This window comes from Cryobacterium sp. N19 (assembly GCF_002929595.1).
GTDB classification, from domain to species: Bacteria; Actinomycetota; Actinomycetes; order Actinomycetales; family Microbacteriaceae; genus Cryobacterium; species Cryobacterium flavum.
Genome location: NZ_PJJR01000049.1, coordinates 200,542 through 226,900, shown reverse-complemented (window position 1 = coordinate 226,900; position 26,359 = coordinate 200,542). Strand labels below are relative to the sequence as shown.

The following is a 26,359-nucleotide window of genomic DNA, read 5'->3' as shown; positions in this document are numbered from 1 at the left end:
TGCAAATGACGCTTGTGCATATGTTGCAACGCATGTTGCAGATGATGTGAATTCAGTATTGTGCAGCCCGAAGTCGGGCGGAAGAGCGGCATGTTGCGGGTTTGTAACATTTGCACGCCATTGTGCGTATATTGCACACTATTTAGAAGTAGGTGCGAACCAGACCCACCACGAGGTCGGACTCCCAGTTCTGCACGACGGGGATACAGCGCCACTTGTCGAACGCGGTGCACGGGTGCGACAACCCGAGCGTCACGACCGAGCCGATCGCGAGCTCCTGCGCCGGGGCCAGCCTCAGAAAACTGTGCTGGTCATTCATCGCGCTGACCGAGGCCCCGGTCAGCGGCGTTGCGGCCGCGCCGAGGTCGATCGCGCAGGTCTGGGGAATGGGAAGCCCCTCGTCGTAGGGAAAGTCGCGCTTGCCAGCGTCGAGCAGGGCGAGCTGCGGTTCCGGGCGCGACAGCACCCGGGCGAGGCCGCGCATGGCCGGTCGCAGCACGTGCGCCGGGTCGGCGTCGCCCAGCCGCGACGCGTCGAGCGGGGAGATTCCCCGATAGAAGCCGTCATCGTGGGTGAGATAGGCACCGGAGCGCAGCACATAGCGAGTGTTCGGCACGGGGTTGTCGATGGGGCCGAAGACTTCATCGACGAGGTCAAAGTAGGCGCTGCCGCCGGCCGTGAGAATGACCTCCTGGTCGTCATAGTCATCGGCCAGGCTCGTGTGCAGTTCGAGCATTGCTTCGAGATAGTCGCGCACCGCGGCGAGTCCCTGCTCGTTGCGGTCATGGGCAAGACAGCCCTCGTAACCCGCAACGCCGGCCAGACGCAGCACCGACGACCGACGGATGCGTTCAGCTACGCCCCGCGCGTCGGCCAGCGTGCGCGCCCCCGTGCGTCCGCCGTCGGCGCCAAGCTCAACGCAGACATTGATCGGTCGTGCGAGTTCGACGCCGTCGAGCGCGCGCTCCATGACCTCGACGGTGTCGACGGAGTCTGCCCAGCAGCTGAACGAGAAGCTCGGGTCGGCGAGCTGGGCGGCCACGAAACGCAAGGCGCGGGCATCCGTCAGCGCGTTGGCGAGCATGATCGATTCGAAGCCGAAGTCGCGGGCCACGCGCACCTGGCCGGCCGTGGCGAGGGTGATGCCGAAGGAGCCGGTGTCGATCTGGCGCTGCCAAAGGTCGGGTGCCATGGTGGTCTTGCCGTGGGGCATGAGCGAGAAGCCGTGGCGCGCAGTCCAGTCGGCCATGACGCCGAGGTTGTGGGCAAGGGCGTCGTCGCTGAGCACGAGGAGCGGGGTCCAGAACTCGGACAGCGTCGGGCGTGTGGCCAGGAACTGTTCTACGGTGAGGCCGGCCGCGCGAGCCGGGAGGCCCTTGTCGCGGGGCGACAGCTGGTTGTTGTCTACTCTGATTTCTGCACCGTACCGATCGAATTGTTGCATGTCGTGCACATGCAGTTGCAATTTCTGTTATCGATTATCTAATCAGAAGCGTCGCCGACTTGCGAGCATGTTGCAGTATTTGCAACAGTGTTGCAATATATGCTCAGATAGTCAACTATGGAGCCATGAGCCAGACTGTGATCACCATTGGCGAGACCATGGTGCTCGTCACGCCCGTTGAGGCCGAGCCATTGGAGACCGCGAGCGCGTTTCGCCTCGATGTCGGCGGTGCCGAGTCGAACGTGGCGTCACACCTGTGCAATCTGGGCACCCCCACCGCGTGGGTGAGCCAGCTCGGCGACGACGCCCTCGGGCGGCGGGTCGAACGGCTGCTGCGTGAACGCCAGGTCGACACCGGCTGGGTGCGCCGGGTCGCGTCAGCGCCCACGGGCGCGTATTTCAAGGACCCCGGTAACGGCGTGCAATACTTTCGCGCCGGCTCTGCGGCGTCACTCATGAATGCTGTGACTGTCGCTGAGGTTCCCCTCGAAAGCGCTCGGCTCGTGCACCTGTCCGGCATTACCGAGGCACTGTCGGCGAGCTGTGCCGAGCTGGTTGCGGCCGTCATCGCTCGGGTTGCCGCCGCGCCAACGCTGCTGAGCTTCGACGTGAACTATCGCGGCGCCCTGTGGAGCGTGACTGATGCTGCTCCCGCGCTCGCACACTCAGCCGGCGGCGCCGACATTGTTTTCGTGGGCCTCGACGAAGCTCACACCCTCTGGGACACGCGCACTCCCGACGACGTTCGGACAAAGTTGGCCTACGTGCCGTACCTGATCGTGAAAGACGGTGACGTCGGCGCGACCGAGTACTCCCCCACGGGAACCGTGTTCGTTCCGGCTACTCCGACGGCCGTCGTCGAGGCGGTCGGGGCCGGTGACGCCTTCGCCGCCGGGTACCTGCACGCCTTCTTACAGGGCCAGGGCAGCGCCGAGCGCCTGCAGGCCGGGCATGACCGTGCCGTGCTGGTTTTGCAATCGACGAGTGACTTTCTGCACATCCACTGACCGCTTTTGAGAGGCACACATGACCGCACTATCGAATGAATCGCTCAGCCCCCTGCTCGACGGCCAACCGCTGATGGCCATCCTGCGCGGCTTCGGCGTTGAGCGCAGCCTGGAGCTGGCCCGCCAGGCCTGGGATCTCGGCATCGACTGCGTCGAGCTGCCGATTCAGTCCAGCCGCGACATCGACGCGCTTCGTGCCGTGGTGGCGGCCGGGGCAGACCGCGGCAAATCGGTCGGGGCCGGAACGGTCGTGACGCTCGAACACGTGCGCCAGGCTCACGAAGCTGGGGCTGCCTTCACGGTGAGCCCCGGCTACGACCCGGTTATCGTGCGTGCCTCGTTCGATGCCGGCATGCCGCCCCTGCCGGGCGTGGCCACCGCTTCGGAGGTGCAGGCCGCCCTCGCCTCTGGCCTGACCTGGCTCAAGGCTTTTCCGGCCAGCCTGCTCGGGCCGACCTGGTTCACCGCCATGGCCGGTCCGTTTCCGCAAGCCAAATTCGTAGCGACCGGCGGCATGGACGCCGCAAACGCGTCACTCTTTCTCGCCAACGGCGTGCGCACCGTGGCCGTGGGCTCGGCCCTCGGCGACCCAGCCCAGCTGGAGCTGCTCGCCGCCATCGCCCATGCTTGACTACCTGCAGGCCAAGCTCGCCTACGAGGTGGACGTGCTCGATGCCGCCGCGGGGCTGGACTCGGGGGAATTCATTCTCGTGGACACGCGCATGCGGGCATCGTGGGACCACGGGCATGCCCTGGGCGCGATTCGCCTGCGGGATGACATTCCGGCGGGGCGCACCGTGGTCGTGTACGGCTGGGGTCCGGGCTGTAACGGCGCCACCAGAGCGGCCGTTGCGCTCATCGCGCAGGGCCATTCGGTGCGGGAAATGATCGGTGGCTTCGAGTACTGGTACCGTTCAGGCCTCGCCGTCGAAACCGCCACCGGCATCGTGCATCCGCCGGTGGAACCGTTGGTCGGGGCCTGGGGCGAGTCGCTCTAACTTTCGGGCTCGGAAGTGACGAACGGCGGCGGGAGGGGCCGCTCCGAGGTCAGCCCTCTGGCTGAGACCGGCTTTGTGGGGGCACCGCTCGGGTTTGCCGTACTACTGCTGATTCTGGCCGGGGCCGCGGTGGTCGTGAGCCGTCGCCGGAACGTTGCGTAGGGCATCCGCTTGTAGCAACTGACAAGGCGGCCGTCACCACGTTGTATCAACGGGTGGCGGCCGCCTTATTGCGGGCTCGGCGGGGTTGGGCGGGCCGGGCTGCGCGCCAGTGCGTGATTTCGGCCAGCAGCTCGGCCCGGCGATCGTCGTCGATGAAGGCAGCACGCACGCCGTTGCGCGCGAGCAGGGCGAGCTGGTCGACGGTGAGGTTGAAGGTGCGCGTGATCGCCGCAAACGTGTCGTCGAGGTAGCCGCCGAAGTAGGCCGGGTCGTCCGAATTGATCGTGACGAGCAAACCACGCTCCAGCATGGCCGGCAGCGGGTGATCGGCCAGCGTGTCCACGACACGCAGACGCACGTTGGAGAGCGGGCAGACCGTGAGCGGAATGGCATTCTGCACCAGGTAGTCCACGAGCAGCGGATCCTCCAGGCTGCGAATTCCATGGTCAACGCGCGATACCTGCAGCAGTTGCAGGGCCTGCCACACGTACTCGGGCGGGCCCTCCTCACCGGCGTGGGCAACACACTTGAGCCCGTGCGCGCGGGCCAGGTCGAAGACCTCGACGAAATCGATCGGCGGGTGCCCGACCTCCGCCGAGTCGAGCCCGATTCCGATGATGGGTGCGTTCATGGCGATCAGCTGGGTAAGAGTGTCAAGCGCCTCGGCGGCAGGCTGATCGCGCAGAAATGTGATGATGAGCGCCGACGACAGGCCGAACTGCGCCTGGCTGTCGCGCAGGGCCCCCGCCACGCCGTTTACGCAGGCAGCGAGGGAAACACCGCGCACGGTGTGCGCCTGCGGGTCCAGAAAGATTTCCGCATGGCGCACGCCGGCTGCGCTCGCACGACGCAGGTAGGCGCGGGTGAGGTCGGCAAAGTCCTGCGCGGTTTGCAGCACGGCCATATTGGCGTAGTAGAGCGTGAGAAAGGACTGCAGGTCAGTGAACTCGTATCGACTCTTCAGATCGGCGATGTCCCTGTAAGGCAGCGTCACATTGTTGCGGGCAGCCAACTCGAAGATGAGTTCCGGCTCGAGGGTTCCCTCAATGTGTAGGTGTAGTTCAACGGATGGCAGGTGGGTTGAGGGCATGAGCGGGGTGCTTTCACGTTGAGCGAACGGCTTGCGTTGACAGGTTTCGGTACTACTCAGGCGAGTATACGTTTGGCTCGCTGAACTGTTGCGGCGTCGGGAACGCGAGCAACACCCTGCCGGGGTCGCCGAATCGACGGCTCCGAACAGGCCGCGCGCGGGTGGCGTGGGGCTACTGGCCCGAGATCGTGAGGGTGGCGCGCGGGCGCGTGGCTTCGATGAGCTCGGCGTTCTTTCCGTCGACGGACTCGGCCCAGGCGAGCGCGGCCTCGGGGGTGCGTCCGTGGCGCTCGTGCCGGTCGACCAGGCGGCGGAGACGCTCGTTCTCGCTGGTCTCACAGAACCAGGATTCGGCGAGCAGCGAGTCGATCTGCACCCACGGCTCGGTGTCGGCGAGCAGGTAGTTGCCCTCCACCATGACCACACGAGCGCTCGGCAGCACGGCAATCTCGGCCGCGATTCCCTCGTCGACGTTGCGGTCGAAGCTCGGCGCATAGACCGTGTGGTCGTACTCGGTGAGGAGGCGACGGAGCAGAGCGACGAATCCCCAGCCGTCGAAGGTGTCGATCGCGCCCTTGCGATCGTGCCCGCCGAGGCGGTCGAGGGTGGAGTTGGCGAGGTGGAAACCGTCCATGGGGAGGTGCACGGCGATCTTCGTGCTGCCGAGCAGATCGTTCACCGTCGCGGCGACCTGCATCGCGACGGTGGTCTTGCCGGCGCCGGGGCTGCCGGCAATCCCGACCAGAATGCGCCCGTGCTCGGGCAGAAGATTGATGACCCGGCGGGCGAGGTCGGTCAGTTGAGCGGATGCTGTGGGCTCGAGGCCGCGGTTCGACATGAGTTGACTATAGGAGGGGCGGCGGGAGCGCGAGCTGTTCAACACGCGTTAGCTGACGGGGGGCTGCGGCGGCTGCGGCGGCGGGACGGGGCGCTGCGAGCGCTGACTGTGGCGGTGGGGGTTCAGGAGCCGGTGGGGGGCCAGATGCCGTCGCATCCGCTTTGCACACAGGCGAATTGCCAGGTCTCGCCGTCGGGCAGGATTTGCATGGGCATGAGGCAGCGCGGGCAGTTGGGGGCACGCACCTCGGTCGGTACAGCGCTGGCCAGCTCGGCCTCGGAGTACGGCGGACCGAAGTACAGCTGCGGGCACGCGAAGTTGGCGCAGCCGTAGTCGTAACCCGTGCCGTGCCAAGTGACTTCCAGGGGATCGCCGCACTGCGGGCAGAGGCGCGGCTGATCGACGTCTTTCTTCTCGAAGACCCATGCGACGTTATCGTCCATGCGCTGAGAATAGTCCCGCTGGCCGGGGTGTGGTGAGCATTTGACTATTTGTGGAAAATTGGGCGACTCGTACTCGGAGCCTCGTGTATAACTGCGGAGAATTTACCATCCGGCACCGAAGACCATTGGAGGTGACCCGGTTTTCCGGGGTCGGGGCCGCTATCTCCGCAGTTACGAACGGGACGCCCAACGGCCGGGCTAGAGCCAGGTGCGGCCGGCGTCGGTGGAACGAAGGGTGGCGTCGCCGATCCAGAGCCAGAGCGTGTCATCGGCGGCGGCGACGGCGACGTTGCCGGCCAGGGCGGCGGGAGTTTGCTCGGTCGGGTAACAGCCGGTGACCGTGGGCGTGAGGTCGGCGGTGAGGGCGACGAGGTTCACACCGATGCAGTCGGTGGCTGTGGTTGTGCCGGTGGTGGTCGCGACGGCCAGGTAGCCGGTGGACGTGGCAGTGACGGTGACTATTCCGGCGACGGTTACCGGCGGCGACCAGGTGGTGGCGGCATCCGTTGTGGCGAACAAGCGGCCGTCGGCGCAGAGCACGGCTGCCGAGTCCGCGTCGCTGCTGGGCGCGAGGGACACAACCGCATCGCACGGGGCTGGCTGGAATCCCGCTGGCCCGTGCAGTTCGGAGCGGTCGGCCGGGTCGACAAACCACATGGTGTCGAGCTCGTCTTCGGAAGATGAGTAGTTATCGCCCGCAACGAAGGTGCGCACGACCTGGGGCGAGCAGTCTTCTTCGGCGAATCCAACGAACTGGGCGACCGACTCGTTGGTTGCGTCGATGCTCTGCAATGCGGTCACCTCGGTGGGACCGTTCGCGTCGGTCGCAGTCCAGGAGGCACCACCGTCGGTGCTGACGGCGGGCTCGGCGAGCGGGTCAGGGCAGGTGCCAGTGACGGCCCGCCAGGCGATGGTCGACGACACAGCAGAGAGAATGCGCGTGAGCGGCACGGGGCTGACGCTGGCGGCCACCGAGCCGGTCGGGCTGGGAACGGGAGTGGCGGTGGGAACAAGCGCAGCGGGCGGCGGGGAGTCGGGGAGGCTGGTCTCGGCCCGGGTCGAGGTGAGAGCGGTGGCGACAAGATAGATGTCAGCCAGGAGGAACAACCCGACGGCGAGATAAACCCAGAGGCGACGACGCGAGGAATCGCGCGGGCTCGTGCGGTGAAAACGGCGCATATCAGCTCTGCCGCAGGGCGGGGGCCAGAGCCGCCGCGATCGTCGTGACCGAGTCGTCGATGATGGCGGCGACTCGGGTGTACACCACCACCGACTGCCGGAATGGGTCATCGATATCGTCGAGGGTGGCGGGAGTCGGCGACGGGTGCAGGCCGCGCGTCGCGGCGATCGAGGCCACGAATGCCGAGAAAGCGGATGCCGCCGGCTGGGTCGCCGAAGCGGGCTGCGGCGCAGCCTCAAACGGTTGCCGATCCTGTTGAGACACGACCGGCAGAGGGGACTCGGCGGTGGCGGCCGAGGTCGGTACATCCGCTCGCCGGACCCAGGTTGGGGAACCGGGCCCAGGTTCTAAACTGGGCCCGGTTTCCGGGCCCGGGCCCGGAATGGAAGAAGAAGGAGGGTCGGAGGGGGATTCCACGGCGGAAACCAGACGGGCGAACTGGTTCAGAGTGAAGGTGTACCGGGTGGCCTTGGGGAGCAGCGTGACGACCTCACGGCGGTGGTCCCGGGTAGCCGTGAGAATGAGGTCGGCCTCGCCAACGAGCTGCTCGGTGACCTGCCGGGCCGCATGCTCGGTGTCATGGGCACCGTGCTTGAGCGAGAGCGCGGCCGCCTCGGCCGTCATGGGGCTCGCCACCATGGCCCGGGTGCCGGCGCTGTGCACCTCGACCAGAAGGCCGAGCGCGTCACAACGAGCTCGCAACAACTGCTCAGCGAGCGGAGAGCGGCAAATGTTGCCCGTGCAGACCAGAAGAATGCGGGGGGCGCTCATGCTTTGGCTCTCGATCGGCGGGCGTAGGACGGCGGGACCATGTCAGGTTCGGCCCCGACTTCACCATAGCTGTGACCATAGCCGTACGGACCATAGTGTCCGTAACCATAGGCATCCGGCCCGGTGATTTGCAGCATGGTGAGGACGAGCCCGCTGATCGGCGCTCCGACGCTGTGCAGGGCGGCGATCGCCCCCTTGAGCTGGTTCTTCTGGGTACGGCCAGCGGCAACGATGAGAATGGCAGCGCCGACGCTCTTGGCGAGGATAGCGGCATCCGTCACGGGCAGCAGGGGCGGGGAGTCGAAGATGACGACGTCGAAGGTGCTGTTGAATTCATCGATCAGCGTGGCCATGCCGGCTGAGCCGAGCAACTCGCTCGGGTTCGGCGGAATGCGACCGGCGGGAAGCACGAACAACTGCCCGAGGCCCCACGGCTGGATGACATCGCTGAGCTCAGCCCGCCCGATCAGCACGTCGGTGAGGCCGACCCCGCCCTCGATATCCATGTATTCGGCGATTTTCGGGCGACGCAGGTCGGCGTCGACGAGCAGCACCCGGGCGCCGGCATCGGCCAGGGCAATGGCCAGGTTGGCACTCGAGGTGCTCTTGCCCTCGCTGCCGATCGACGACGTGACGACGAACGAACGGTCAGCGCGGCCCAGATCGAGGTATTGCAGGTTGGTGCGCAGGGTGCGAAACGATTCGGCTCGGGGGCTGCGCGGGTCCGCGTGCACGATGAGCGGGCGCTCGGTGGCTTTCGGGTCGAACACGATGCCGCCGATGACGGGCATGTCGGTGACCTGTTCCACGTCGCGCTGGCTGCGGATGCGGATGTCGAGAGTTTCGCGCAGCACGGCCAGCCCCACGCCGAGGGCGAGGCCCACGAGCGCGCCGAGCGCGAGGTTGAGCGGCACGTTCGGGCTCACCGGCGCGTTCGGCACACTGGCCACCTGCACCCGGGTGAGTTTGACCGGCGCGGCCGCACCCGGGGCGTCGGGCTTCTCGATCTGCTGCACGTTCTCGGTGAGGCTCTGCGACACCGCGTTGGCGATATCCGCAGCCCGCACGGGGTCGGCGTCGGTGACCGTGATGTCGATAATGGACGTGTCGAGCGGTGCAGAAACGGAAATCGCATCAGCGAGAGCGGCCGGTATGAGGTCGAGGTTCAGGCCCTCAATGACCGGCAGCAACACGAGCGGCGTGGTGGCGAGGCCGGAGTACGTCTTGACCCTCGCCACGGTGAAGCTGTTGCCCTGCACCAGGTCAGAGGTGGTGCCGCTCGATTGCGTCGACACGAAAACCTTCGAGATGGCGCTGAACTTGGGCGTCGTCGTGATCGAGAAAACGGATGCCGCGGCGACGGCAACGAGCGTCAGCGCGACAATGAGAAGCCAGCTCTTGCGCAGGATGCGAATGTAGTCGCGGAGTTCCACGTGGCGACCTTTCGTTGCGATACATAACTGCTCTCCGTAGTCTCCCACAGATAGGACGCCCCTTTACTCCCACGCCTGCCCCGTAATCAGGGGTGCAAAACCCTAATTCAGGCGTGCTGGCCGCGCACCCAACGGCGGCCGATCAGCACGAACGCCAGGCCCAGCGCGAGTACACCGGCGACGGAATAGAGCACCAGCGCTGGCACCCCGAATCCGGCTGACGGCAGGGTCGCCGAGCCATCGGCGGCGACAACCGTGATCGTCGCCGTGCCCACACTTTGCGATTTCAGGCCGGTGGCGGTGAGAGTGTAGGAACCGACGGCATCAGCCGGCAGCACGATGGTGAGTTCGAGTGCGCCGAGGTTGGTCGCCGTGCGCTCCGTGTCGGTGGTCACGGCACGCACGATGCCGATCGTCACGGCGCCGTCGCCGGTGACGGCCACGGCCACCCGCTCCGCCTTCTCGAATGCACCGCTTTGGAACCCGACGCTGACCTCGCCACCGGGCTGCTGGTCGCCACTGACCGAGACGAGGTCGGCAGCGACGTAGCCCGCCGCCTGCGCGGCGACCGGCACAGCGAGCAGGGCGACGGCAGCGATCGCGAGTGTGGCGAGAAGTTTCTTGAGCACGTGCTTACCCCCCGGGGTGGTGCTGAATTAGATCATTGTGACGAACCCTGACAACTGAAGTCTAGTTGTGTCGCCTCGTGCAGCGCGATGAGGGGGGTGCTGCGCAGCTCGAGGGCACCGCTGAATGGCCGAGCGCCGAGCCAGTTGAAGCGCAGCACAGTACTCTCCCCCGGGGCCAGTTCGACGCCCACCGTGCTGACCGGAAAGGTCGCATCGGTGGCCGGATGGTAGGGAACGGTGGCCCCGTCGCGGGTAACGCCGAGATTTTGCACCTCGGGAGTGCCGTACCCGCTCACCATGGTCTTGATATTGCCGAGCGGCACGCCGAAGGAACCGCCGCCGGTGACATAAGCGGGAAGGCTGGTGGCGGCATCCGCTGGGGCAGTGTTGGTGAGGGTGACCTCGACCGCGTACTGCGGGCGCTGGTCTGCGCGGCAGGTCTGCTGGCCGATGGCGGTGTGCACGTCGAGGTAGAGGTCCATTTTGGCACCGGTGGCGTCGTTCAGGTAGAGGCCGAAACGGTTCGTGGCGCTGTCGCTGACCGGGCGCGCTCCGGCGAGGGTAGTGCCGGCGAGAACGGCCTGCTCGCCCTCGTCGGCGTTCCAGACCAGTACCCGGTTTTCTGCGCCGGCGCGGACGAGCGCGGTGAGCAGTTTGGTCGGATCGGCGCGGCCACTCTTGACAGCGTCGAAGACCGCGCCGGCGGCGGCGGCGAAGAAGGCATCCTGCTGGGCCGGCACCTCGTAGCGTGCGTAGACGTCGCTGAGCAGCAACTGCACGGCGTTGTCGGCGGTGAGCTCATCGCCAGTGGCCAGCGTGATCGGCCCGGTGGCATCGAGCAGGTAGCTGAGCGCGACCGGATCGACCGAGAGTACGCCGTTGGCCTCGACGCCGAATGCGAGGCGCCACATTTCACGCGTCAGGGCGCCGCTCTGGGCGAAATCGGGCGTCATGGTGACGTTCTGGATGAACTGACCGGTGATGTCCCCGTAAATGCTGCGAATCTCGTCGCCGAGAGGGAGTACCGGCTCGTCCGGCTGCGCGAACGATCCGGAACTCGCCTGCTGCGTGAGCTCGATGCTGCCCTGGTCGGTGTGCAGCAGGGCGAGGGCGCCGGGGATGCCGCCGGTGGAGCGCAGCTCGGCGGGATTCTGAAACAGCAGAATGTAGTCGCGGGGTGCGTCGGCGCCGAGCATGGCCGGCACCAGGGTGACGGCACGTTGCATGCCGTCGAGGGTGACCGCGGTGTCGACCGTGACGGTTTGCAGCTGGGTGACCGAGCTGCGCACGACCTCGAGCACGTTGCCGGTGTCGATGCGGTCGACGTTGGCGGCCGCGCGGGTGAGAGCAGTGTTGGCCGCGGCGACCTGCGGTTGCGAATCGATCAGGGGCTGCAGGGCGATTTTTCCGTCAACCGGTTTGAAGGCGTTCAGGTCGAGGGTGCCGGCGAGTGCGGCGAGGGGCATCACGGCATTCCGGGCGACGTCGTCGACCACCGCGGCGACCTCGCGCACGGCCACCAGGTTGGGTCCGAGAAACGGGAGCAGCTCATAGGCGCGCCAGACGGGGTCGCTCGTGCGGGACCGGGCGGTGTCGGCGAATTCGGCCAACTCGGCCGCGCTCAGGGCAGCGGCAGCAACGTTACCGGCGACGACCTGGTCTTTGAGGCTCATGGCGAGCGGCACGGCCGCCTCGAGGGCGTCCTTCGCCTGCAAGCCGCGAATACCCATCCAGGCGGTGGCGGCGATAAAGACAACGAGCAGCCCGAGCACAACCGGGCCCACGGTGGTGCGCGTTCGGGAGCGCTTCGGCCGCGCTGCGTGTGCCGATCGGGGAGAAGACATTGCCCTATTCAAGCAGAACGCGGGCCGGTCACGGCTTGACGCGCGAGCCGCGGGTTCGCTCCGCGGTGGGTGTCGGCACGACGGCCGGTACCGTGGTGTCGCCGTAACCATAGCCATACCCGTAGTGGCCGTACCCGTAGGCATCGGGGCCCTTGGTCGGCAGCATCGTGAGCACGAGTCCCGAGACGGGAGCGCCCACGTTGTCGAGCGCGGCGATAGCCCCCTTGAGCTGGTTCTTGTGGGTGCGACCGGCCGCCACGACGATCAGCGCCCCGCCCACGTTCTTGGCGAGAATCGCGGCATCCGTCACCGGAAGCAGCGGGGGTGAGTCGAAGATGACCACGTCGAAGGCCCGGTTGAACTCGGTGATGAGTTGGGTCATGCGGGTGGAGCCGAGCAGCTCGCTCGGGTTCGGCGGCACGTGGCCGGCCGGCAGTACGAAGAGCTGCGCTTTTCCCCAGGGCTGGATGACGTCGGCCAGGTCGGCCCGTCCGATCAGCACGTCGGTGAGCCCGACCGCGCCTTCCACGTCCATATAATCGGCAACCTTGGGGCGACGCAGGTCGGCGTCGACGAGCAGAACGCGCGAGCCGGCATCTGCTAGGGCGATTGCGAGGTTGGCGCCGGTCGTGCTCTTGCCCTCGCTCTCGATCGAGGAGGTGATGACAAAGGAGCGGTCGGTGCGGCCCACATCGAGATACTGCAGGTTGGTGCGCAGCGTGCGGAACGACTCGGCGCGGGGGCTGCGCGGGTCGACGTGCACGATCAGCGGCCGATCCTTGGCCTTCGGGTCGAACACGATACCGCCGAGAATGGGCAGGTCGGTAAGCTGTTCGACATCGCGGGTGTTGCGAATGCGGGTTTCGAGGGTTTCTCTCAGTACCGCGAAGCCCACGCCGAGGGCGAGGCCCACGAGGGCGCCGAGGGCGATGTTGAGCGGCACGTTCGGGCTGACCGGGGCGGTCGCGACGGTCGCTTCCTGTGCGCGCGCCAGCTTGACCGGCGAGGTCGCGTCGGTCGTGTCTGGTGTTTCGATTTCTTCGACCACGAGGGTGAGGCTGGCCAGAACAGCGTTGGCCGTGTCGGCGGCCCGCACCGGATCGGTGTCGGTAACGGTCACCTCGATGATCGAGGTCTCCAACTGCGACGACGCGGTGACCTTCGTGGCGAGTTCCTCGGCCGTGACACCGAGGTCGAGCGCGGCCACAACGGGCAGCAGGACGATGGGTGTGGTCACGAGGGCCGAATAGGTCTTCACGCGCGCCACCGAGAAGTTATTGCCCTGGGCCAGGTCGGCGGTCGAACCACTCGACTGAATCGAGACGAACACTTTGGACGTGGCGCTGTACTGGGGCGTCTGCAAAATCGAGAAAGCGGATGCCGCGCCGACGGCCACGAGAGTGCACAACACAATGAGCACCCAACTCTTGCGCAGCATGCGAATGTAGTCGCGAAGTTCCATTCGACGGCGTTCCCCTCAGGTGTTCTGTGGGAATTTCAGCTGGCACCAGCGCTTTGTGCACCGCACGATCGCACGGCTCCCCTCATCTGAGGATACCGAACTTTAGTCGCCAACTCTGACCGTGCACCCCTAACGGGTATTTGGGTAGCTTTACCGTATGGGTATAACTACAGAAACAGCTGGGCCGTCGAGGGTTCGACCGCGCCACGTCGGGTCAGCACTCACGCCGGCCGCCATCGGCATCGGCATCGTGCTGGCGATGGTGCTCATCGTGGTTGTCGACAGCACGCAATTCGCCGATGCCCGGTGGGCACTGCCGCTTAGCTACCTGTGCGTGTGGATACCCCTGCTCGGAGCCATCGTGGTGGCCGGCTGGGCCCACGGTGCGAGCTTCTGGCGGTGGCTGCGATTCTCGGTTCGGGGGATCGACCTGATCTGGGGGCTCGGCGTTGGACTGCTGGCGCGCACCGTCGCGAGCCTCATCGAAATTCTGGGCTATGGCAGCATCGGCTCGGCCGGAGTTCGCCTGGGCGACACTGTCTACGACGCCTGGTGGCTGTTCGGTGCACTACTCGCGCCCGTACTGCTCGCCCCCATCATCGAAGAGCTCTTCTTTCGTGGTCTCGTGCTTCGGGCCGTCTACGGCCGCGTGGCGGCACGATGGGCGGCGCCGATCGCGATTGCCGTGAGCGGCCTCACGTTCGCCCTTATGCACCTCGTTGCCCTCGACCTCAGCGACCTGGCCACCGTCGCGGTGGTGGGGAGCTCGACGCTGATCTTTGGCCTGGCTGCAGCCTCGCTGTCGCTGTCCACCGGGCGAATCGGCGGCGCGATGATCGCGCACGTGACGTTCAATGCTCTCGTAATTGTGCCGGCTCTGCTGTAGTTCGTGGGGTTCGGATGCGCTGCCCCCTGCTTTGGGGATATGTTTAAGCTAACTTGGCGAGGGACCTTGCAAATGCCTTTACTAGTATCAGCACGAACAGCACTTACCCGCGCTCTGAAAGAGTGATCAACACCCGAGGTTTTTCTGCGATACGGCCTGCCCGCCGGTCGGAGTGACCTGCGAACGATAAGGCCAGAACATGGGCAAGCTAACCTACGATTCGTACCTGACGGCCGACTTTGATGACCGCGTTCTGGCGCACATCCAGCTCGTCATCGGAGCCAAACTGCGCCGCGGTGAATCGTTCTACTTCTCGTGGCGCGACGACCCCCTCACCGGCGGCGGTCGCAGCACAGTGTGGATCCACCCGGGAATTGCCCTGGCCTACAAGTATTTCGGCAGCAAGATTCCCACACTTAACCGGGAGTGGGTCGAAGCACTGTCGCTCTCGGCGAACTCAGCCACCGGGCTGCAGGTCGTTGCCGAACCGCCGTCGAGCACTGCGTAGCCGGTAACCACGGCCCTGCTGCCGTTGCCCTGGGCGCGCCCGGGTACGTCGCGCGCGCCGGCAGCGGCCCGCCCACGTACCCTCGTGGGCGCACAAAACGCCCCGACACCAGACGGCAGTCGAGGCGTTCCGTGCGAGCAGCCAGGGCTGCCCGGAAAAGCTGGTTACGCGGTGGCCTGCTGACGGCGAACCGAGATGCGCACGACGACGAGGGCGACACCGAGCACGAGGATGCCAGCGGCACCCCAGATGACGAGAACCGGAGCATTGTAGCCGGTCGACGGGAGACCCGTGCCGGATCCGGCGTCGGCTGCAACGATGTCGAGGGTTGCGGTGTAAGTAGCGGAGGCCGCGGAGGCGGTGACCGTGTAGTTGCCGACGGCCTCATCGGGAATCAGAACTTTGACCGAGGAAGAGCCGTTTAGCTCAGCAGGCTTGGTGAGCGACCGGGTGACGGCAGCCTTCACGACGCTCAGCGTGGCGGCGTGAGACCCGGTGACTGTGTACCTGACGCTTTCGCTTTGCTCGAACGCGTTTGCGGCAAAGGCGATGACGGCAGTTTCGCCGGCGATGGGCGGAGCCGTAATGGTCACAACCGCAGGGTCCGACACGTAGTCGGCGGCGACAGCGGCTGGCGCGAACGCGAAGACGGCAATAACGGCGAGTGCGGCCGTGGCTAGGCTTTTCTTGAACATAGTGAGGTTCCCCCTGGGTGCTAGATGGTTGCGACGTCGGTTTCAACGCTTCCCGGCACATCGTCATGAAATACCTAGGCTGCTTCTACGCTAGCGGCCATCTGGTGCAATACATAGGTAGATTGGGGATCAATCTCAGCAAAACGCCGTCATCGCACCCGAAGTGGGGGTGATTAATGCAGAACGCGCGTTCATACCTCCCGCACCAGGCCGTTCCGGGAGATGACCAGCAGCCGGCTCATCGTGATGGCGTTCACGGTGGTCTCCACGATGATCGTCGCGAATTCCGGCCGGCCGGGCGGCAGTACCCGCACCGTCAGTCGCCCCTGCATCAGTCGGTCGAGCTCGCCGCCCACGATCGCGGCCGTCAGCGCAACGGATGCCGGTGGCCGATCGCCGCTGTCGTCGAGCAGCACGACCTCGACCCCGCGGGAGCGTGCCGCCCAGGCTGCCCCGATGATGGGTTCGACGAACAGACAGCGCGCTCGAATGGCATCACGCAGGCTGGCCTCGACCAGTAGGAACTCGTCGCGCTGAAAATCCGTCACCGGGTCGATGCGGGTGAGACGTTCGAGCGAGGGTCGCGCCAACGCGTTCAGTCGGGCGACCTGCACCTGACGTTCGGAGGTGGTCGCGCCGGTGCGGGCCACAAAGGTTTCCCTCTGCAACCGATCGCGGTACAACTCGTCGAGATTGCGTGAGTAGTGCCGCAGGGCCACGGCGAACAAGGTGCCCACCAGGAGGGTACCCGCGTGGCGGCTTGCCTGCAGCAGGCCGTCGCCGACGGTGAGCCCCGTGTGCACCGCCACAGCGATGGAGCTGAAAGCCATCATGGCGTACCCCGCCCAGGCCCAACCGGTGCGTCCGCGGGCGACCAACACGACGAGCAACAGCGTGATGGCGCCCAGGTGCCAGTGGGCGAACGGTCCAACCGGCCCGCTCGGAATGTGGAAGAACATCAGGACGGCAGCGACCGTGCAGAGCAGGAGAACACCTACCGTGCGGATCATCGGCATCGGATCAGCGGCATCACCGGTGACCAGAATCGCCGCGCTGGAGAGCGCGAGAAAAGCAAAGATGCCCAGCGGCATGATGGTGATGCGATCGGAGTTGGCGGCGGCGAGCACCGAGTGCACGACGATGAAGAGCACGACGACGAGCCGGGACAGGCGCACGGAAAGACCGAGCGACGCCGAGAACGACAGGGGACGCGGTGCCGCCCCTGGTATGCGGGCGAAAAGAGCCGTCGCCGCGGTCACGGCCGCCGGAGTGGCCGCTGGCGAGGCCCCGATCGGCGCTATCGTTCGAACCCAGAACAGATCGACAGTGACTCCGTGACCCGGCCGGCTCGTGATGACGGCGCTTCCGCCCGGCACGCGTTCCATGCGACCGACGATGCTCTCCACGATTCCCAGCCGGTTGTCGGGCACTTGGGCGCTGTCGAAACCTACCCCGTCGTCGGTGACCGCCAGGTGAATCGCATTCCGGTCGGCGCTCAGCGTCACACGACGGCGCACCTGATGCGGATGCCCAACTCCGGCGGCGGCGACCGAGTTGCGCAGTGCCTCGCCGGCGGCACCGAGCAGCGCGAGTACGACCGGAGCGGGGATCGGCTTGAGATCGTTCTGCAGAATCGTGACGTGCACCGCGGCCGCGAGCTGCTGGCACTGGTGCCGCAATTGATTGGCGAAGTCAGCCCCGCTGACGGGGGCCGTCCGGGCATCCGTGCCGAGAGCGTCGAGCTGGTCCAGCGTGAAACGCGCTTGGCGGGCGACCACGGTGGGCGAGGCCCGGTTCAGGCCCGCCATCAGCAGGGTGGAGAGCACGCTGTCGTGCACGAGGGCATTGATGGTCTGCCGCTCCGCGCGCCGGGCAAGCCGGGCGGCCTGCTCGGATTCGGCGGCCCGTCGCACGTATTCCTCCCCGTCGACTCGAGCGGCGCTGCGTCGGATGGCCAGCGTCAGCCCCACCAGAACGCTCGACAGAAGGAGCATATAGAGGGCGTCCTGCAACCCCACGAGCAGTGGGTCGGCTTCCGGCGAGGTCGCGCCGCGAATGAGTCCGCTCGCGATAGACGCCAGCACGGCATAGATGCGCGCTGTCCAGGGCCGCACGCTGATGGCGATGGTAACCGTGGGAATGCCCGACAGCATGAGCACCCACGGCACATCGGTGCCGGCCGGGAGGGGTTCGAGCCGCATGACCAGCCACCAGCAGAGGATGAACGAAAAGGTGAAGCCTTCAGTGAGAGCGATGCGCCGTAATACCCGCAGCGGCACCAGATGGGAGAGAAAACCGAGGGCGGCCGGCAACCCCACGATGAACAACCAGCCGACGGTCGACGCGACCGGGAACGGGTTGTAGACCTGGCGCAGGAACACGTCGAGGGACAGCACGCCGAAGATCAGCGCGGTGGCGCCGACGCCGAGGTAGAGCATCCGGGTGAGACGTTCGGTGGCGGATACGTCGTCGAGCTCGGTGGCGCAGGCGCTGGCGGCCGTGTCGGCGTCGGGACGCGCTCTCGGCGGGCGAGGCGGAGCATCCGCTTCGTGCGAATTTCGCTGGGGCATTAGGAGCGGCCGGGAACGGGCAGGATGCCGTCTTCCAGAGCGCGCTTGTATAGGTCGATCTTGGTGTTGGCCGGGCGTCCGACGCGCTCGTACTTGGAGCGAACGCGGCGGATGTAGTCGATGACGGTGGCCTCGGAGAGTGCGGTGCGGGACGCGACGAGGGGCGCTTTCGCGCCGGCCGCGTAGAGCGCGAGTACCTCGCGCTCGCGCGGGCTGAGGCCCGCGTCAGCGAGGTCGGGGTCGCCGTCGAGGGCGGCGGCCCAGTCGGTGGAGGCGATGGTTTCACCGCGCGCGGCCCGGGTGATGGCGTCGAGCAGCACGGCGGCCGGCTCGGATTTGCGCACGACGCCGAGCACCCCGGCGCGGGCTGCGGCCCGCATGAGCTGTGCGTCGTCTCCCCCGGTGAAGGCGAGTACGGCTGCACCCCGGGCGCGAAGCCGGTCGACATTGCTCATGACCGTTGAGCCGTCGGAGAGACGCAGGTCGAGGATGACCAGGTCGATGCGGGTGCCGTGCGGCGTGGTTTCAAGCAGTTCGGTCACCGTGGCGACGGTGCCAGCAACGTGGATCTCGGGGATAGTGGAAAACAACTCGGCGAATCCGCGCGCGACGATCTCGTGATCGTCGATGAGGGCCACTCGATAGCGGTACATGGATTTTACCCTAATGTCTCCTTTCACATCCGACCGCACCCCATTGGGGGCTTTGGGCGCTGTGCCCTGTTTGGGGGCCCACAGAACTGGCGGCTGGACCGGTCTGCTTCGAATTTCTAAGCTGGAAGCGGGGAACTGGGGACAGGGGGTGCTCGCGACGACGACGAGCGTCCCGACCGCGTCAGGCGGGCTGTGCGCTCGGCGCTTTATTCGGGCGGATTATTCGGGCGCTGGCCGGCTGCGATTGTTGAGCACTCCGTGGCTCTCGTCGAGATAGCAGCTGCCGCAGAGCGACTCGTAGGTGACCTCTTCGCCGTCGATGGCCACCTGGTCGCCGTCGAACACGAACGCGCCGTCGATCTTGCGCCCGTTGAACACGGCTTTGCGCCCGCAGCGGCAGATGGTTTTGAGCTCTTCGAGGCTGTGGGCGACCTCGAGCAGGCGGCGGCTTCCGGGAAAGGCGACGGTTTGAAAGTCCGTGCGGATACCGTAGGCCAACACGGGTACGTTCTCGATAATGGCGATGCGCAGCAGGTCGTCGACCTGGGTTTCGGTGAGAAACTGGGCTTCGTCGAGCAGTAGGGCGCTTACGTCACGGCCGGACTGTTTTAAGACCTCGCCGCGGTGCTGCTGGAACGCGGCGTAGGCATCCGTTTCGGGAGTGAGCAGAAAGTCGACGGCGCGGGTGACGCCCAGCCGGGAGAGGATGCCGCGGTCACCCTTGGTATCGACGCTCGGCTTGGCGAGCAGCACGTGGTGGCCGCGCTCCTCATAGTTATAGGCCGCCTGCAGCATGGACGTGCTTTTACCGCTGTTCATGGCGCCGTATCGAAAGTACAATTTCGCCATTATTTGATGCCTTTGGTCGTGGTGCGCTCAGCGTCAAATTCTAGCGTGAGCAGCGGATGCCGGCTGGTCACCCGCACCCGGGTGAACACGGCGCGCAGCACACTGAGGTACGGGCGCAGGGCTCGGCGGCGGTGAAACGGCGGCAGGGAGATGCCGGCCTGGATCGTGATGGTGTCGATGGCGCTCAACCCCGTTGTGCGCGGCCTGGGGGCGGTGGCGGCGTGCACCTGGGCCTGCGCTCGGGCCTGGGCCTTGGCCTGGGTGGCGGCCTGCTCTTCGGCGGCGGTGACGATGGCAATGGTCGTGGTGTCGGCGGCCGGTGTTGGGCGGGCTCCGCGGTGGCCGAAGGCCTGGGTGATCTGGTCGGTGTCGGCGGGGGCTTCGCCGGATCCGTCGATCTGCACGACCAGGCTGGTGGGGTCGAAGCCCTTGAGCCGACAGAGGGCCACGATCAGGGCACCGACGGCGGCGCGCTGATCGGAGTCGAAGCCGGTCGCGCGGCGCTCGGGGTCGGCGATCACGCACAGCGGGTTGAGGCCGCGCTCGGTGAGTTTGAGGCGTTCGCGGTCGATGAGGTCGTCGAGCCAGGTGTGGTCGACCTCGGCCACGAGCACCCGCCGCACCTGGAAGGCGAGGGAGCGCGCCCGTTTGATGTCGGCTGCTGTCAGGGTTTCTCGCTCGAGTACGTCGGCCAGAAAGGGGAGCACATCGGCGCCGAGGTTTTTCAGACGCTGATCGACGACCTCGGTGGCGAGAAGACCCCGGCTCTCTTCGGTGCGCGCGCGGATGGCGCGGCGGGCATCCGTTTGCCAGCGGTGAATGGAGTTGACGACCTGGCGCGAATACGCCGCCGAGGCGAGCGCGGGGGCGAGCACCTGGGTCATGGCGATGATGGCGAAAAGGAAAGGCGGGGTCTGGATGCCGAGAAACGGAGACTGGGCCAGGGCCGTGACGCCGACGACGACGGCGGCGGAGACGCCGAGCGTGAGGATTTCTTTCCACGGACGGAATGGGGCAAGGGCGAGGAGCAGCAGGCCGAGTCCGATCGGGGCGAAGTCGTCCTGGATCATGCCGTTGAACTGCCAGGTGCTCGCCGCGGCGAGCAGGTGCGCCGCGAGGCCGAGGGCCACGATCACGACGGCGCGGGTGCGGGTGAACGGCGCCAGATCGGGGCGGGCGGCCCACACCAGCACGGCGGCCGCGATCATGAGCACGGCAACGGAGGCCGCGGCGAGCTCAGTGATCTGGATCTCGTGCATGCGCGATATCGTCGCGACGATGGCGTAGGTCACGACGATGAGGGCGACGACCGGGGCGAGGGGCCACGCGGCGAGGCCGCCGATGGGGTCGAGGCGCTGCTGCGAAGCGGATGCCGGCGCGCGCGGCCGGCGCGGAGTGGGGGTCGCGCGGGTCATCGGGGGTTCCGTGGGGTCGCCGGGTTGTGACTGGGCGGGGTCGCGCGGGTCATCGGGGGGTTTCGCGGGGTCGGGCGGTTTCGCGCGGTCTGGCTGGTGGCAGGGTTCGTGGGCGTGTGTGTGGCGGCCGGAACCGTCAGGCGCACGCTCGTGCCGGCGCCGGGGCGGCTCCAGATCAGCACGGATCCGCCGAGTTGTTCGATGCGGCGCCGCACCGACTGCCGCAGACCGAGGCGGTCGGAGGCGGATTCCGATTCGGTGAAGCCGCGGCCGGCATCCGTTATGAGCAGTGAGATTGTGCTCAGGTCGGATTCGATGGCGACCTCGGCGGAGGCGACTCCGGCGTGCAGGATGACGTTGACGAGGCACTGCTCAACGGCGAGGCCCACGTCGCGGTCGCTGCCGGCGTCGAGGCACGCGAGGGCATCGCGGTCGCCGGTGACTTCGACAACGAGTCCGCGGTCGCGTGTGCGTTCGATGGCGGTGTAGACGGCGCTCGACAGCCAGGCGTCGCTGACGGGTGATTTCGGGGTGTTCTCAGTGGCTGTGCCGGTGACGGTTGGTCGCGGGGCGGTGTTGGTGCGGGCGTCGATGTCGGTGAGCCAGTTGGTGTCGTGCAGGGTGGCGAGCGTGTAGTTGAGGCTCGCCCGGAGGCCCGGCGAGAGGGCGCCGGGTTCGGCCAGGGACAGGGCGACGAGCTGGGCCACGGTCGTGTCATTGAGTAGGGCGATGGCGCGGGTGTCGAGGGCGTCGCGGAGCTGGCGGTTGGATCCGTCTTGCACGGCACGGTGGATTGCGGGCTGGGCGGCGTTGCTCGCGCGGCGGTCGATTCCGGCGAGCACCATGACGCCGACAAGCACGAGGTAGGTGGAGAGGGTGAACAGGTCGGGCCGGTAGGGCACTGCGGTACCCAGGATGGCGAGGAACGCGGCGGTCTCGGCGAGGATGAACGCCGCGGTGCTCCAGAGCACGCCGGCGAGGGCGGTGGTTCCGGCGCCGCCGACCATGACGAGTGCCATCTTCGGCAGGGCAACGAGGAACATATTCGACGTGGGGAATACGTCGGGAACGCCGAGCACGGTCGTGGTGAAGACGTAGACGCCGAGGGTTCCGACGATGAGATAGGCGACCGCCAAAGTGATGCGGCGGTGCCGGGTGAAAAGAATGAGCAGGGCCCCCATGGCGGCCACGACCACGATGGTGATCCAGAGTTCGGGGCTGCGGGTGAGGCTGAGAATGCCGACGGACACGACCCCGGCCATCAGGCAGGTCAGCGCGAACCAGTGTGCGGCCCGTGCGAGGGCGCGCGCGAGCGTCAGCTGCACTAAGTGGCCGGGTAGACCCAGAGACATATTTTCCCCCTGGTCAAGTATGCCACCGGGGTTGAATGGGGGCGGGTGGTGGTTGGGCGGGTGGCATAGCCGTGGGTCGATCATGGGCCCAGTTTCCCGGCCCCGGCCCGGAAAGTCTGACCGGTCAGAACAGGGTGGGTGAGAGTTCGGGCGGGAGCTCGGCGGCGATCAGCGACCGCGGGGACTCGGAGCCCGGGGCCCACCTTGTGACCCCAGGCCCAGTTTCTAAACTGGGCCCGGGGACGGGGCCCGGGCCCCGGCCCCGGGAAGCGCCCGGTGCAGAGGCCAGCGCAGAACCCGGGCCCGGCGCACGGAGAAGGGCGGGCGCGTGGGAGGCGGGCACGGGCATCCGTTCCGGGGAGGACGGGAAGGCGCTGGAGCGCAGCCCGCCGGTGGAGGGGTCGACGACCCCGCGCTCGAGGCCGTGCGCTCGAATGAGGGGTTTGATGCGGGCGGCGAGCCAGGTGCGGTACTCCTTGGGGGCGTATTGTCCGCGGGCGTAGAGCTCCTGGTAGCGGCCGACCAGTTCGGGATGCTCGCGGCCGAGCCACTGCAGGTACCAGTCTTTGACTGCGGGCTTCAGGTTGAGCCCCGAGTAGAGCACGCTCGTCGCCCCGGCAGCCTTGGCCTGGCGCAGCGCCTCGTCGAGGTGGGCTCGGGTGTCGGTGAGAAACGGCAAAATGGGCATGAGAAAGATGCCGCAGTCCAGGCCGCGTTCCCGCACCGTGGTGACCGTGGCGAGGCGTGCCGTGGTGGTGGGGGTGCCCGGCTCGACGGACTGCTGCAGCTCGTCGTCGTAGATGGCGATCGACATGGCCAGATCGACCGGAACATGCTCGCTCGCCTCGACCAGCAGGTCGAGATCGCGGCGCAGCAGGGTGCCCTTGGTGAGAATGGAGAAGGGCGTCTTGCTGTCGGCGAGGGCCGCTATGATGCCCGGCATCAGCCGGTAGCGTCCCTCGGCGCGCTGGTACGGGTCGGTGTTGGTGCCGAGCTCCACCGGATGCCTCCCCCACGTCGGTTTCGCCAGCTCTTTTCGCAAGACCTCGGCCACGTTGACCTTCACAATGATCTCGCTGTCGAAATCCTTGCCGGCGTCGAGGTCGAGGTACTGATGCGTGGGACGGGCGAAGCAGTAGGTGCAGGCGTGGGAGCATCCGCGGTAGGGGTTGATCGTGTAGCCGAACGGCAGAGCGCTCTGCCCGGGCACATGGTTGAGCGCCGACTTGGCGAGGATCTCGTGGAACGTGATCCCGGCGAAGTCGGGCGTCTGCACGCTGCGCACGAGGTTGTTCAGGCGGGCCAGCCCCGGCAGGGCGCCGGGCCGCTCGGTCTGTAGTTCTTGTGAGCTCCACCGCATGCCCCAAGTCGAACACAAGTTCGATTGGATTGCAAGTGTCTGCCGAAAAACCCGGAGTGAGCGGACGCCCGCGGCCCGCGCCGGGCTCGCGGAACTCAGCAGGGTTCGCGGCACTCCTACAGAGGGGTGCCGCGAACGCGTTCGAAGGTCGCGAGCGGGCGAGCCGGGCGCGAGCAGTGGCATCCGCTCGCAGCACGCGTTAGGGAAGTTGGCACTGGTTTGAACACGTGCAGGCTTCCTCAACACGTGCCACGAGCACACCGGAGGGGCTCGATGGGCGAGCGCGCCTGAGGGGCTCGATGGCCGCGAGCGCGCGGACACCGGCGCCGCGGCATCCGCTCGGCGGGGAATCGCTGTATTGTGCCGACATGCGATCAGAAGCCACACCGGCATGACCCGGCTGCGACGCAGTGACCCGACCCGGCCGGGGTACACGCGAAAGCGCGCCGGCACGGGCTTCAGCTACCGCGACCCCGCCGGGCAGAAGGTGACCGAGACGGCGCTGCGCGAGCAACTCGCGGCGCTCGCGATTCCGCCCGCGTGGAACGACGTGTGGATCTCGCCGCACGCGAACGGGCATATCCAAGCGATCGGCATCGACGCCGCCGGGCGCCGCCAGTACATTTACCACCCGGTGTGGCGCGAACAGAAGGACCGCCTCAAGTTCGAGCGCGCGCTGCAGCTGGCCGAATCGCTGCCGCGGGTGCGCGGCCAAGTCACCCGTGAGCTTCGCGGCGACGGCCCGCCGCGCACCCGGGCGCTCGCCGCGGCGTTTCGCATGCTCGACCTCGCCTCGCTGCGCATCGGCAGCGAGCGCTACGCCGATACGTACGGCAGCCACGGCCTTTCGACCCTGCTCTGCTCCCACGTAACGGTGCGCGGCGACGTGGTGCGGCTGAATTTTCCGGCCAAGAGTGGGCAACAGTTTCAGGGCGTCATAACGGATGCCGACCTCGCGTTGTATCTGCGCGCCCGCCTGCGCGAGCGGCCGGCCGCACCGCTGCTGTCCTGGGTACTGGATGACATCGAGGACATCGTGTCGGCCGCCGACATCAACGATTTCATCAAGGAACGAACCGGCGGGGAGTTCACGGCGAAGGACTTTCGCACCCTGCGGGGCACGGCCGCCGCCGCGCAGAGCCTGGCGGCCAGTCTCGCCGAGAGTTTGAAGGTGACCTCGGAGGCGGGCGGCCGGCCGGCGGTATCCGGTGTGGCGGGCTCTGCCGGGCGGCCACGATCGTCTGGCGGCACGGATGGCGCGGGTGCTGCAGGTGCGCCGGGTGCGCAAGCCTCAGCTGCTGGGCCGGCGGGATCGGCCGCGCCCGCGGCATCCGCTGCCCGGCCGCCACGTGCTGCGCCGCGCAGCCGGCGCCAGGACAACCGTGTCATCGCCGCAGCCATGCGTCAGGCGGCGGATGCGCTGGGCAACACGCCGGCGATCGCGCGCACGAGCTACGTGGATCCGCGCGTGGTTGACCTCTATCTCGCCGGTGAGACCATCGACCCCGCGGGCCGAGTCTCGGTCGAGACGGCGCTGCGCACACTTTTACTCGGCGAAGCGACCTGATGAATCTCACCCGTTCGGGGTATAACTTGAGTGCCGCCCGCCGGTCGCCGCTGCGACCCGGCCGTCCCCATGAGAAAGGTAGACCTGTGACTTACGACTCCGACCCCGACAACCAGCCGCCGCTCGATGCCCCCGACACCCCAGAAACCGAATCGGCGCCCGAGGCCCCGGCTTCGCCGACCAACCCCGATCAGCTGGTCGGGCCGGATGGGCCCGACGGGCCGGACGACGAATACGCGGGCTCAGCCGTTCCGGTCGCAAGCGCGGGCACCGGTCCCGATGGGCCGGCCCCGAGCGACGACGGCTCGACAGCCGGGGAGGCCGCCGCGCCCGACAGCGATGCCGAAGACGATCAGGACAACGTCGACAACGAGCCCAACCTCGACGACATCGACCCCGCCGACAACCCGTCAAACCCCGATCTCGTCGGGCACGACGTCGACGCAGAAGACCCCCGCCTCGCCGAACCCACCGCGTGACGTCCCCGCACCCCGCAACCCCTAAGGAGTCCCCATGAAAGGCAAGTTCTTGTTCCTCGCCGGTACCGCGACCGGCTTCGTTCTCGGATCCAAGGCCGGCCGCCAGGCCTATGACCGGCTCAGCGCGAAAGCCCACGAAATGTGGGGCGACCCCGCCACGCAGAAAGTCATCTCGCAGGCCGAGACGATTGCCCGCGACGCCGCGTCCGTGGCACAGAACAAGGTGAGTGACCTGCTCGACCGCACCGAAGCATCCGTCAAGAAGGAGCAGCACCACACCAATCCCACCACGGGTGCCGACGGCCACGAAATGTAGACCGCGGGCCGACCGTCTCGGCTAGTCCGTGACGCGTGAGACCTGGCGGCTGCCGGGCCGCATTGGTGCGCCCGGGCCGGGTGCACCGCGCACCAAAAAACTGGCTTGGGCCCGGTCGAAGGATGAGTAGAACCACCTCGTGGTGAGCACGCCGAGCTTGGTCACCTCATAGGCGTCCCCGCTCTGCTGGATCACTCCGAGCAGGGCGGCCGGGTCGCCATCGAGCATGTGCGAATCTCGCACCAACCATTCGGTCGGGGTGAGCTGGAGAATGCCGAGCTGCGATACGAGCAGATTCTGGGCATCCGAAACGCCATTGTTCGGGTTCACGTGCCGCCTCCTGGCCGCCATTGGGCTTTAAGTAGACATCCGCTAACTCCCGCATTCAAGGGGTTGACAGCGCCCTCC

At 67.0% G+C, this 26,359-nt stretch carries 26 protein-coding genes; 8 read left to right on the top strand and 18 right to left on the bottom strand.

The window, feature by feature from the left end; translation table 11 throughout:
- Nucleotides 1-142: 142 nt before the first annotated feature.
- Nucleotides 143-1,444, bottom strand: coding sequence for an alanine racemase (locus CXY78_RS08985; RefSeq protein ID WP_104089202.1), 1,302 nt, complete (start codon nt 1,442-1,444; stop codon nt 143-145).
- A gap of 125 nt (nt 1,445-1,569) precedes the next feature.
- Between CXY78_RS08985 and CXY78_RS08980 the strand changes: the two genes are divergently transcribed.
- Genes CXY78_RS08980 through CXY78_RS08970 form a run of 3 tightly spaced genes read left to right on the top strand, consistent with a single transcriptional unit; the run spans nt 1,570 to nt 3,449 of the window.
- Nucleotides 1,570-2,451, top strand: a complete 882-nt coding sequence (locus tag CXY78_RS08980; protein WP_104089044.1) for a sugar kinase — start codon at nt 1,570-1,572, stop codon at nt 2,449-2,451.
- A 19-nt stretch (nt 2,452-2,470) separates the two neighbouring features.
- The gene (locus tag CXY78_RS08975; protein ID WP_104089043.1) at nt 2,471-3,082 is read left to right on the top strand and encodes a bifunctional 4-hydroxy-2-oxoglutarate aldolase/2-dehydro-3-deoxy-phosphogluconate aldolase; all 612 of its coding nucleotides are present in this window, start codon (nt 2,471-2,473) and stop codon (nt 3,080-3,082) included.
- On the top strand, nt 3,075-3,449 hold the full coding sequence (locus tag CXY78_RS08970) for a rhodanese-like domain-containing protein (protein ID WP_104089041.1): 375 nt from the start codon (nt 3,075-3,077) through the stop codon (nt 3,447-3,449). Before CXY78_RS08975 ends, CXY78_RS08970 begins: the two co-directional genes overlap by 8 nt.
- A gap of 208 nt (nt 3,450-3,657) precedes the next feature.
- Here CXY78_RS08970 and CXY78_RS08965 read toward each other — a convergent pair whose 3' ends face one another.
- The 9 genes from CXY78_RS08965 to CXY78_RS08925 all read right to left on the bottom strand — a co-directional run bounded on the left by CXY78_RS08965 (nt 3,658) and on the right by CXY78_RS08925 (nt 13,301).
- Nucleotides 3,658-4,701 (bottom strand): adenosine deaminase, encoded by a 1,044-nt coding sequence (locus tag CXY78_RS08965; RefSeq protein ID WP_104089040.1) that lies wholly within the window; start codon nt 4,699-4,701, stop codon nt 3,658-3,660.
- A gap of 172 nt (nt 4,702-4,873) precedes the next feature.
- The gene (locus CXY78_RS08960) at nt 4,874-5,539 is read right to left on the bottom strand and encodes a nucleoside/nucleotide kinase family protein (RefSeq protein WP_104089038.1); all 666 of its coding nucleotides are present in this window, start codon (nt 5,537-5,539) and stop codon (nt 4,874-4,876) included.
- Between the two features lie 122 nt (nt 5,540-5,661).
- Nucleotides 5,662-5,982, bottom strand: coding sequence for a hypothetical protein (locus CXY78_RS08955; RefSeq protein ID WP_104089037.1), 321 nt, complete (start codon nt 5,980-5,982; stop codon nt 5,662-5,664).
- A gap of 198 nt (nt 5,983-6,180) precedes the next feature.
- Complete coding sequence (locus tag CXY78_RS08950; RefSeq protein WP_092340287.1) at nt 6,181-7,161, bottom strand: hypothetical protein; 981 nt, start codon at nt 7,159-7,161, stop codon at nt 6,181-6,183.
- A 1-nt stretch (nt 7,162) separates the two neighbouring features.
- Nucleotides 7,163-7,933 carry a hypothetical protein gene (locus CXY78_RS08945; protein WP_104089035.1) on the bottom strand — a complete coding sequence of 257 codons (771 nt, stop codon included), beginning with the start codon at nt 7,931-7,933 and terminating at the stop codon, nt 7,163-7,165.
- Nucleotides 7,930-9,366, bottom strand: coding sequence for a polysaccharide biosynthesis tyrosine autokinase (locus CXY78_RS08940; RefSeq protein ID WP_104089034.1), 1,437 nt, complete (start codon nt 9,364-9,366; stop codon nt 7,930-7,932). The genes CXY78_RS08945 and CXY78_RS08940 overlap by 4 nt, the downstream gene beginning before the upstream one ends.
- Before the next feature lie 107 nt (nt 9,367-9,473).
- Complete coding sequence (locus CXY78_RS08935) at nt 9,474-9,995, bottom strand: hypothetical protein (RefSeq protein ID WP_092340290.1); 522 nt, start codon at nt 9,993-9,995, stop codon at nt 9,474-9,476.
- 32 nt (nt 9,996-10,027) lie between these two features.
- Nucleotides 10,028-11,839, bottom strand: a complete 1,812-nt coding sequence (locus tag CXY78_RS08930) for a DUF4012 domain-containing protein (protein ID WP_158253295.1) — start codon at nt 11,837-11,839, stop codon at nt 10,028-10,030.
- Between the two features lie 28 nt (nt 11,840-11,867).
- Nucleotides 11,868-13,301 carry a polysaccharide biosynthesis tyrosine autokinase gene (locus CXY78_RS08925; RefSeq protein WP_104089031.1) on the bottom strand — a complete coding sequence of 478 codons (1,434 nt, stop codon included), beginning with the start codon at nt 13,299-13,301 and terminating at the stop codon, nt 11,868-11,870.
- A gap of 157 nt (nt 13,302-13,458) precedes the next feature.
- Between CXY78_RS08925 and CXY78_RS08920 the strand changes: the two genes are divergently transcribed.
- Nucleotides 13,459-14,187: a CPBP family intramembrane glutamic endopeptidase gene (locus tag CXY78_RS08920; RefSeq protein ID WP_104089029.1), complete on the top strand. Its 729-nt coding sequence runs from the start codon at nt 13,459-13,461 to the stop codon at nt 14,185-14,187.
- A 199-nt stretch (nt 14,188-14,386) separates the two neighbouring features.
- A complete protein-coding gene (locus tag CXY78_RS08915) occupies nt 14,387-14,695 on the top strand; it encodes an ATP-dependent DNA ligase (RefSeq protein WP_092340294.1) in 309 nt (102 codons plus the stop codon).
- Between the two features lie 164 nt (nt 14,696-14,859).
- Here the strand turns inward: CXY78_RS08915 and CXY78_RS08910 are convergent, their stop codons facing one another.
- The 7 genes from CXY78_RS08910 to CXY78_RS08880 all read right to left on the bottom strand — a co-directional run bounded on the left by CXY78_RS08910 (nt 14,860) and on the right by CXY78_RS08880 (nt 23,589).
- Nucleotides 14,860-15,390, bottom strand: coding sequence for a sortase (locus CXY78_RS08910; RefSeq protein WP_104089028.1), 531 nt, complete (start codon nt 15,388-15,390; stop codon nt 14,860-14,862).
- 191 nt (nt 15,391-15,581) lie between these two features.
- Entirely contained in the window at nt 15,582-17,960 is a 2,379-nt protein-coding gene (locus CXY78_RS08905; RefSeq protein ID WP_104089026.1) for a sensor histidine kinase, read from the bottom strand.
- Entirely contained in the window at nt 17,960-18,613 is a 654-nt protein-coding gene (locus CXY78_RS08900) for a response regulator transcription factor (protein ID WP_092340297.1), read from the bottom strand. Before CXY78_RS08900 ends, CXY78_RS08905 begins: the two co-directional genes overlap by 1 nt.
- Nucleotides 18,614-18,832: 219 nt before the next feature.
- Complete coding sequence (locus CXY78_RS08895) at nt 18,833-19,462, bottom strand: thymidine kinase (protein ID WP_104089025.1); 630 nt, start codon at nt 19,460-19,462, stop codon at nt 18,833-18,835.
- A complete protein-coding gene (locus tag CXY78_RS08890; RefSeq protein WP_104089023.1) occupies nt 19,462-20,877 on the bottom strand; it encodes a hypothetical protein in 1,416 nt (471 codons plus the stop codon). The genes CXY78_RS08895 and CXY78_RS08890 overlap by 1 nt, the downstream gene beginning before the upstream one ends.
- Nucleotides 20,874-22,229, bottom strand: coding sequence for an ATP-binding protein (locus tag CXY78_RS08885; protein ID WP_140425681.1), 1,356 nt, complete (start codon nt 22,227-22,229; stop codon nt 20,874-20,876). The genes CXY78_RS08890 and CXY78_RS08885 overlap by 4 nt, the downstream gene beginning before the upstream one ends.
- Nucleotides 22,230-22,353: 124 nt before the next feature.
- Nucleotides 22,354-23,589 carry an Rv2578c family radical SAM protein gene (locus tag CXY78_RS08880; protein WP_104089020.1) on the bottom strand — a complete coding sequence of 412 codons (1,236 nt, stop codon included), beginning with the start codon at nt 23,587-23,589 and terminating at the stop codon, nt 22,354-22,356.
- A 391-nt stretch (nt 23,590-23,980) separates the two neighbouring features.
- On the opposite strand from CXY78_RS08880, the gene CXY78_RS08875 reads away from it, so the two are divergent.
- The 3 genes from CXY78_RS08875 (at nt 23,981) to CXY78_RS08865 (ending at nt 25,951) form a co-directional block, all read left to right on the top strand.
- Nucleotides 23,981-25,156: a DNA topoisomerase IB gene (locus CXY78_RS08875; protein ID WP_104089019.1), complete on the top strand. Its 1,176-nt coding sequence runs from the start codon at nt 23,981-23,983 to the stop codon at nt 25,154-25,156.
- An 86-nt stretch (nt 25,157-25,242) separates the two neighbouring features.
- On the top strand, nt 25,243-25,635 hold the full coding sequence (locus tag CXY78_RS08870; RefSeq protein WP_092340304.1) for a hypothetical protein: 393 nt from the start codon (nt 25,243-25,245) through the stop codon (nt 25,633-25,635).
- A 34-nt stretch (nt 25,636-25,669) separates the two neighbouring features.
- Nucleotides 25,670-25,951 (top strand): hypothetical protein, encoded by a 282-nt coding sequence (locus CXY78_RS08865; RefSeq protein WP_092340305.1) that lies wholly within the window; start codon nt 25,670-25,672, stop codon nt 25,949-25,951.
- Between the two features lie 21 nt (nt 25,952-25,972).
- Here CXY78_RS08865 and CXY78_RS08860 read toward each other — a convergent pair whose 3' ends face one another.
- On the bottom strand, nt 25,973-26,281 hold the full coding sequence (locus CXY78_RS08860) for a hypothetical protein (RefSeq protein WP_104089017.1): 309 nt from the start codon (nt 26,279-26,281) through the stop codon (nt 25,973-25,975).
- Nucleotides 26,282-26,359 lie beyond the last annotated feature (78 nt).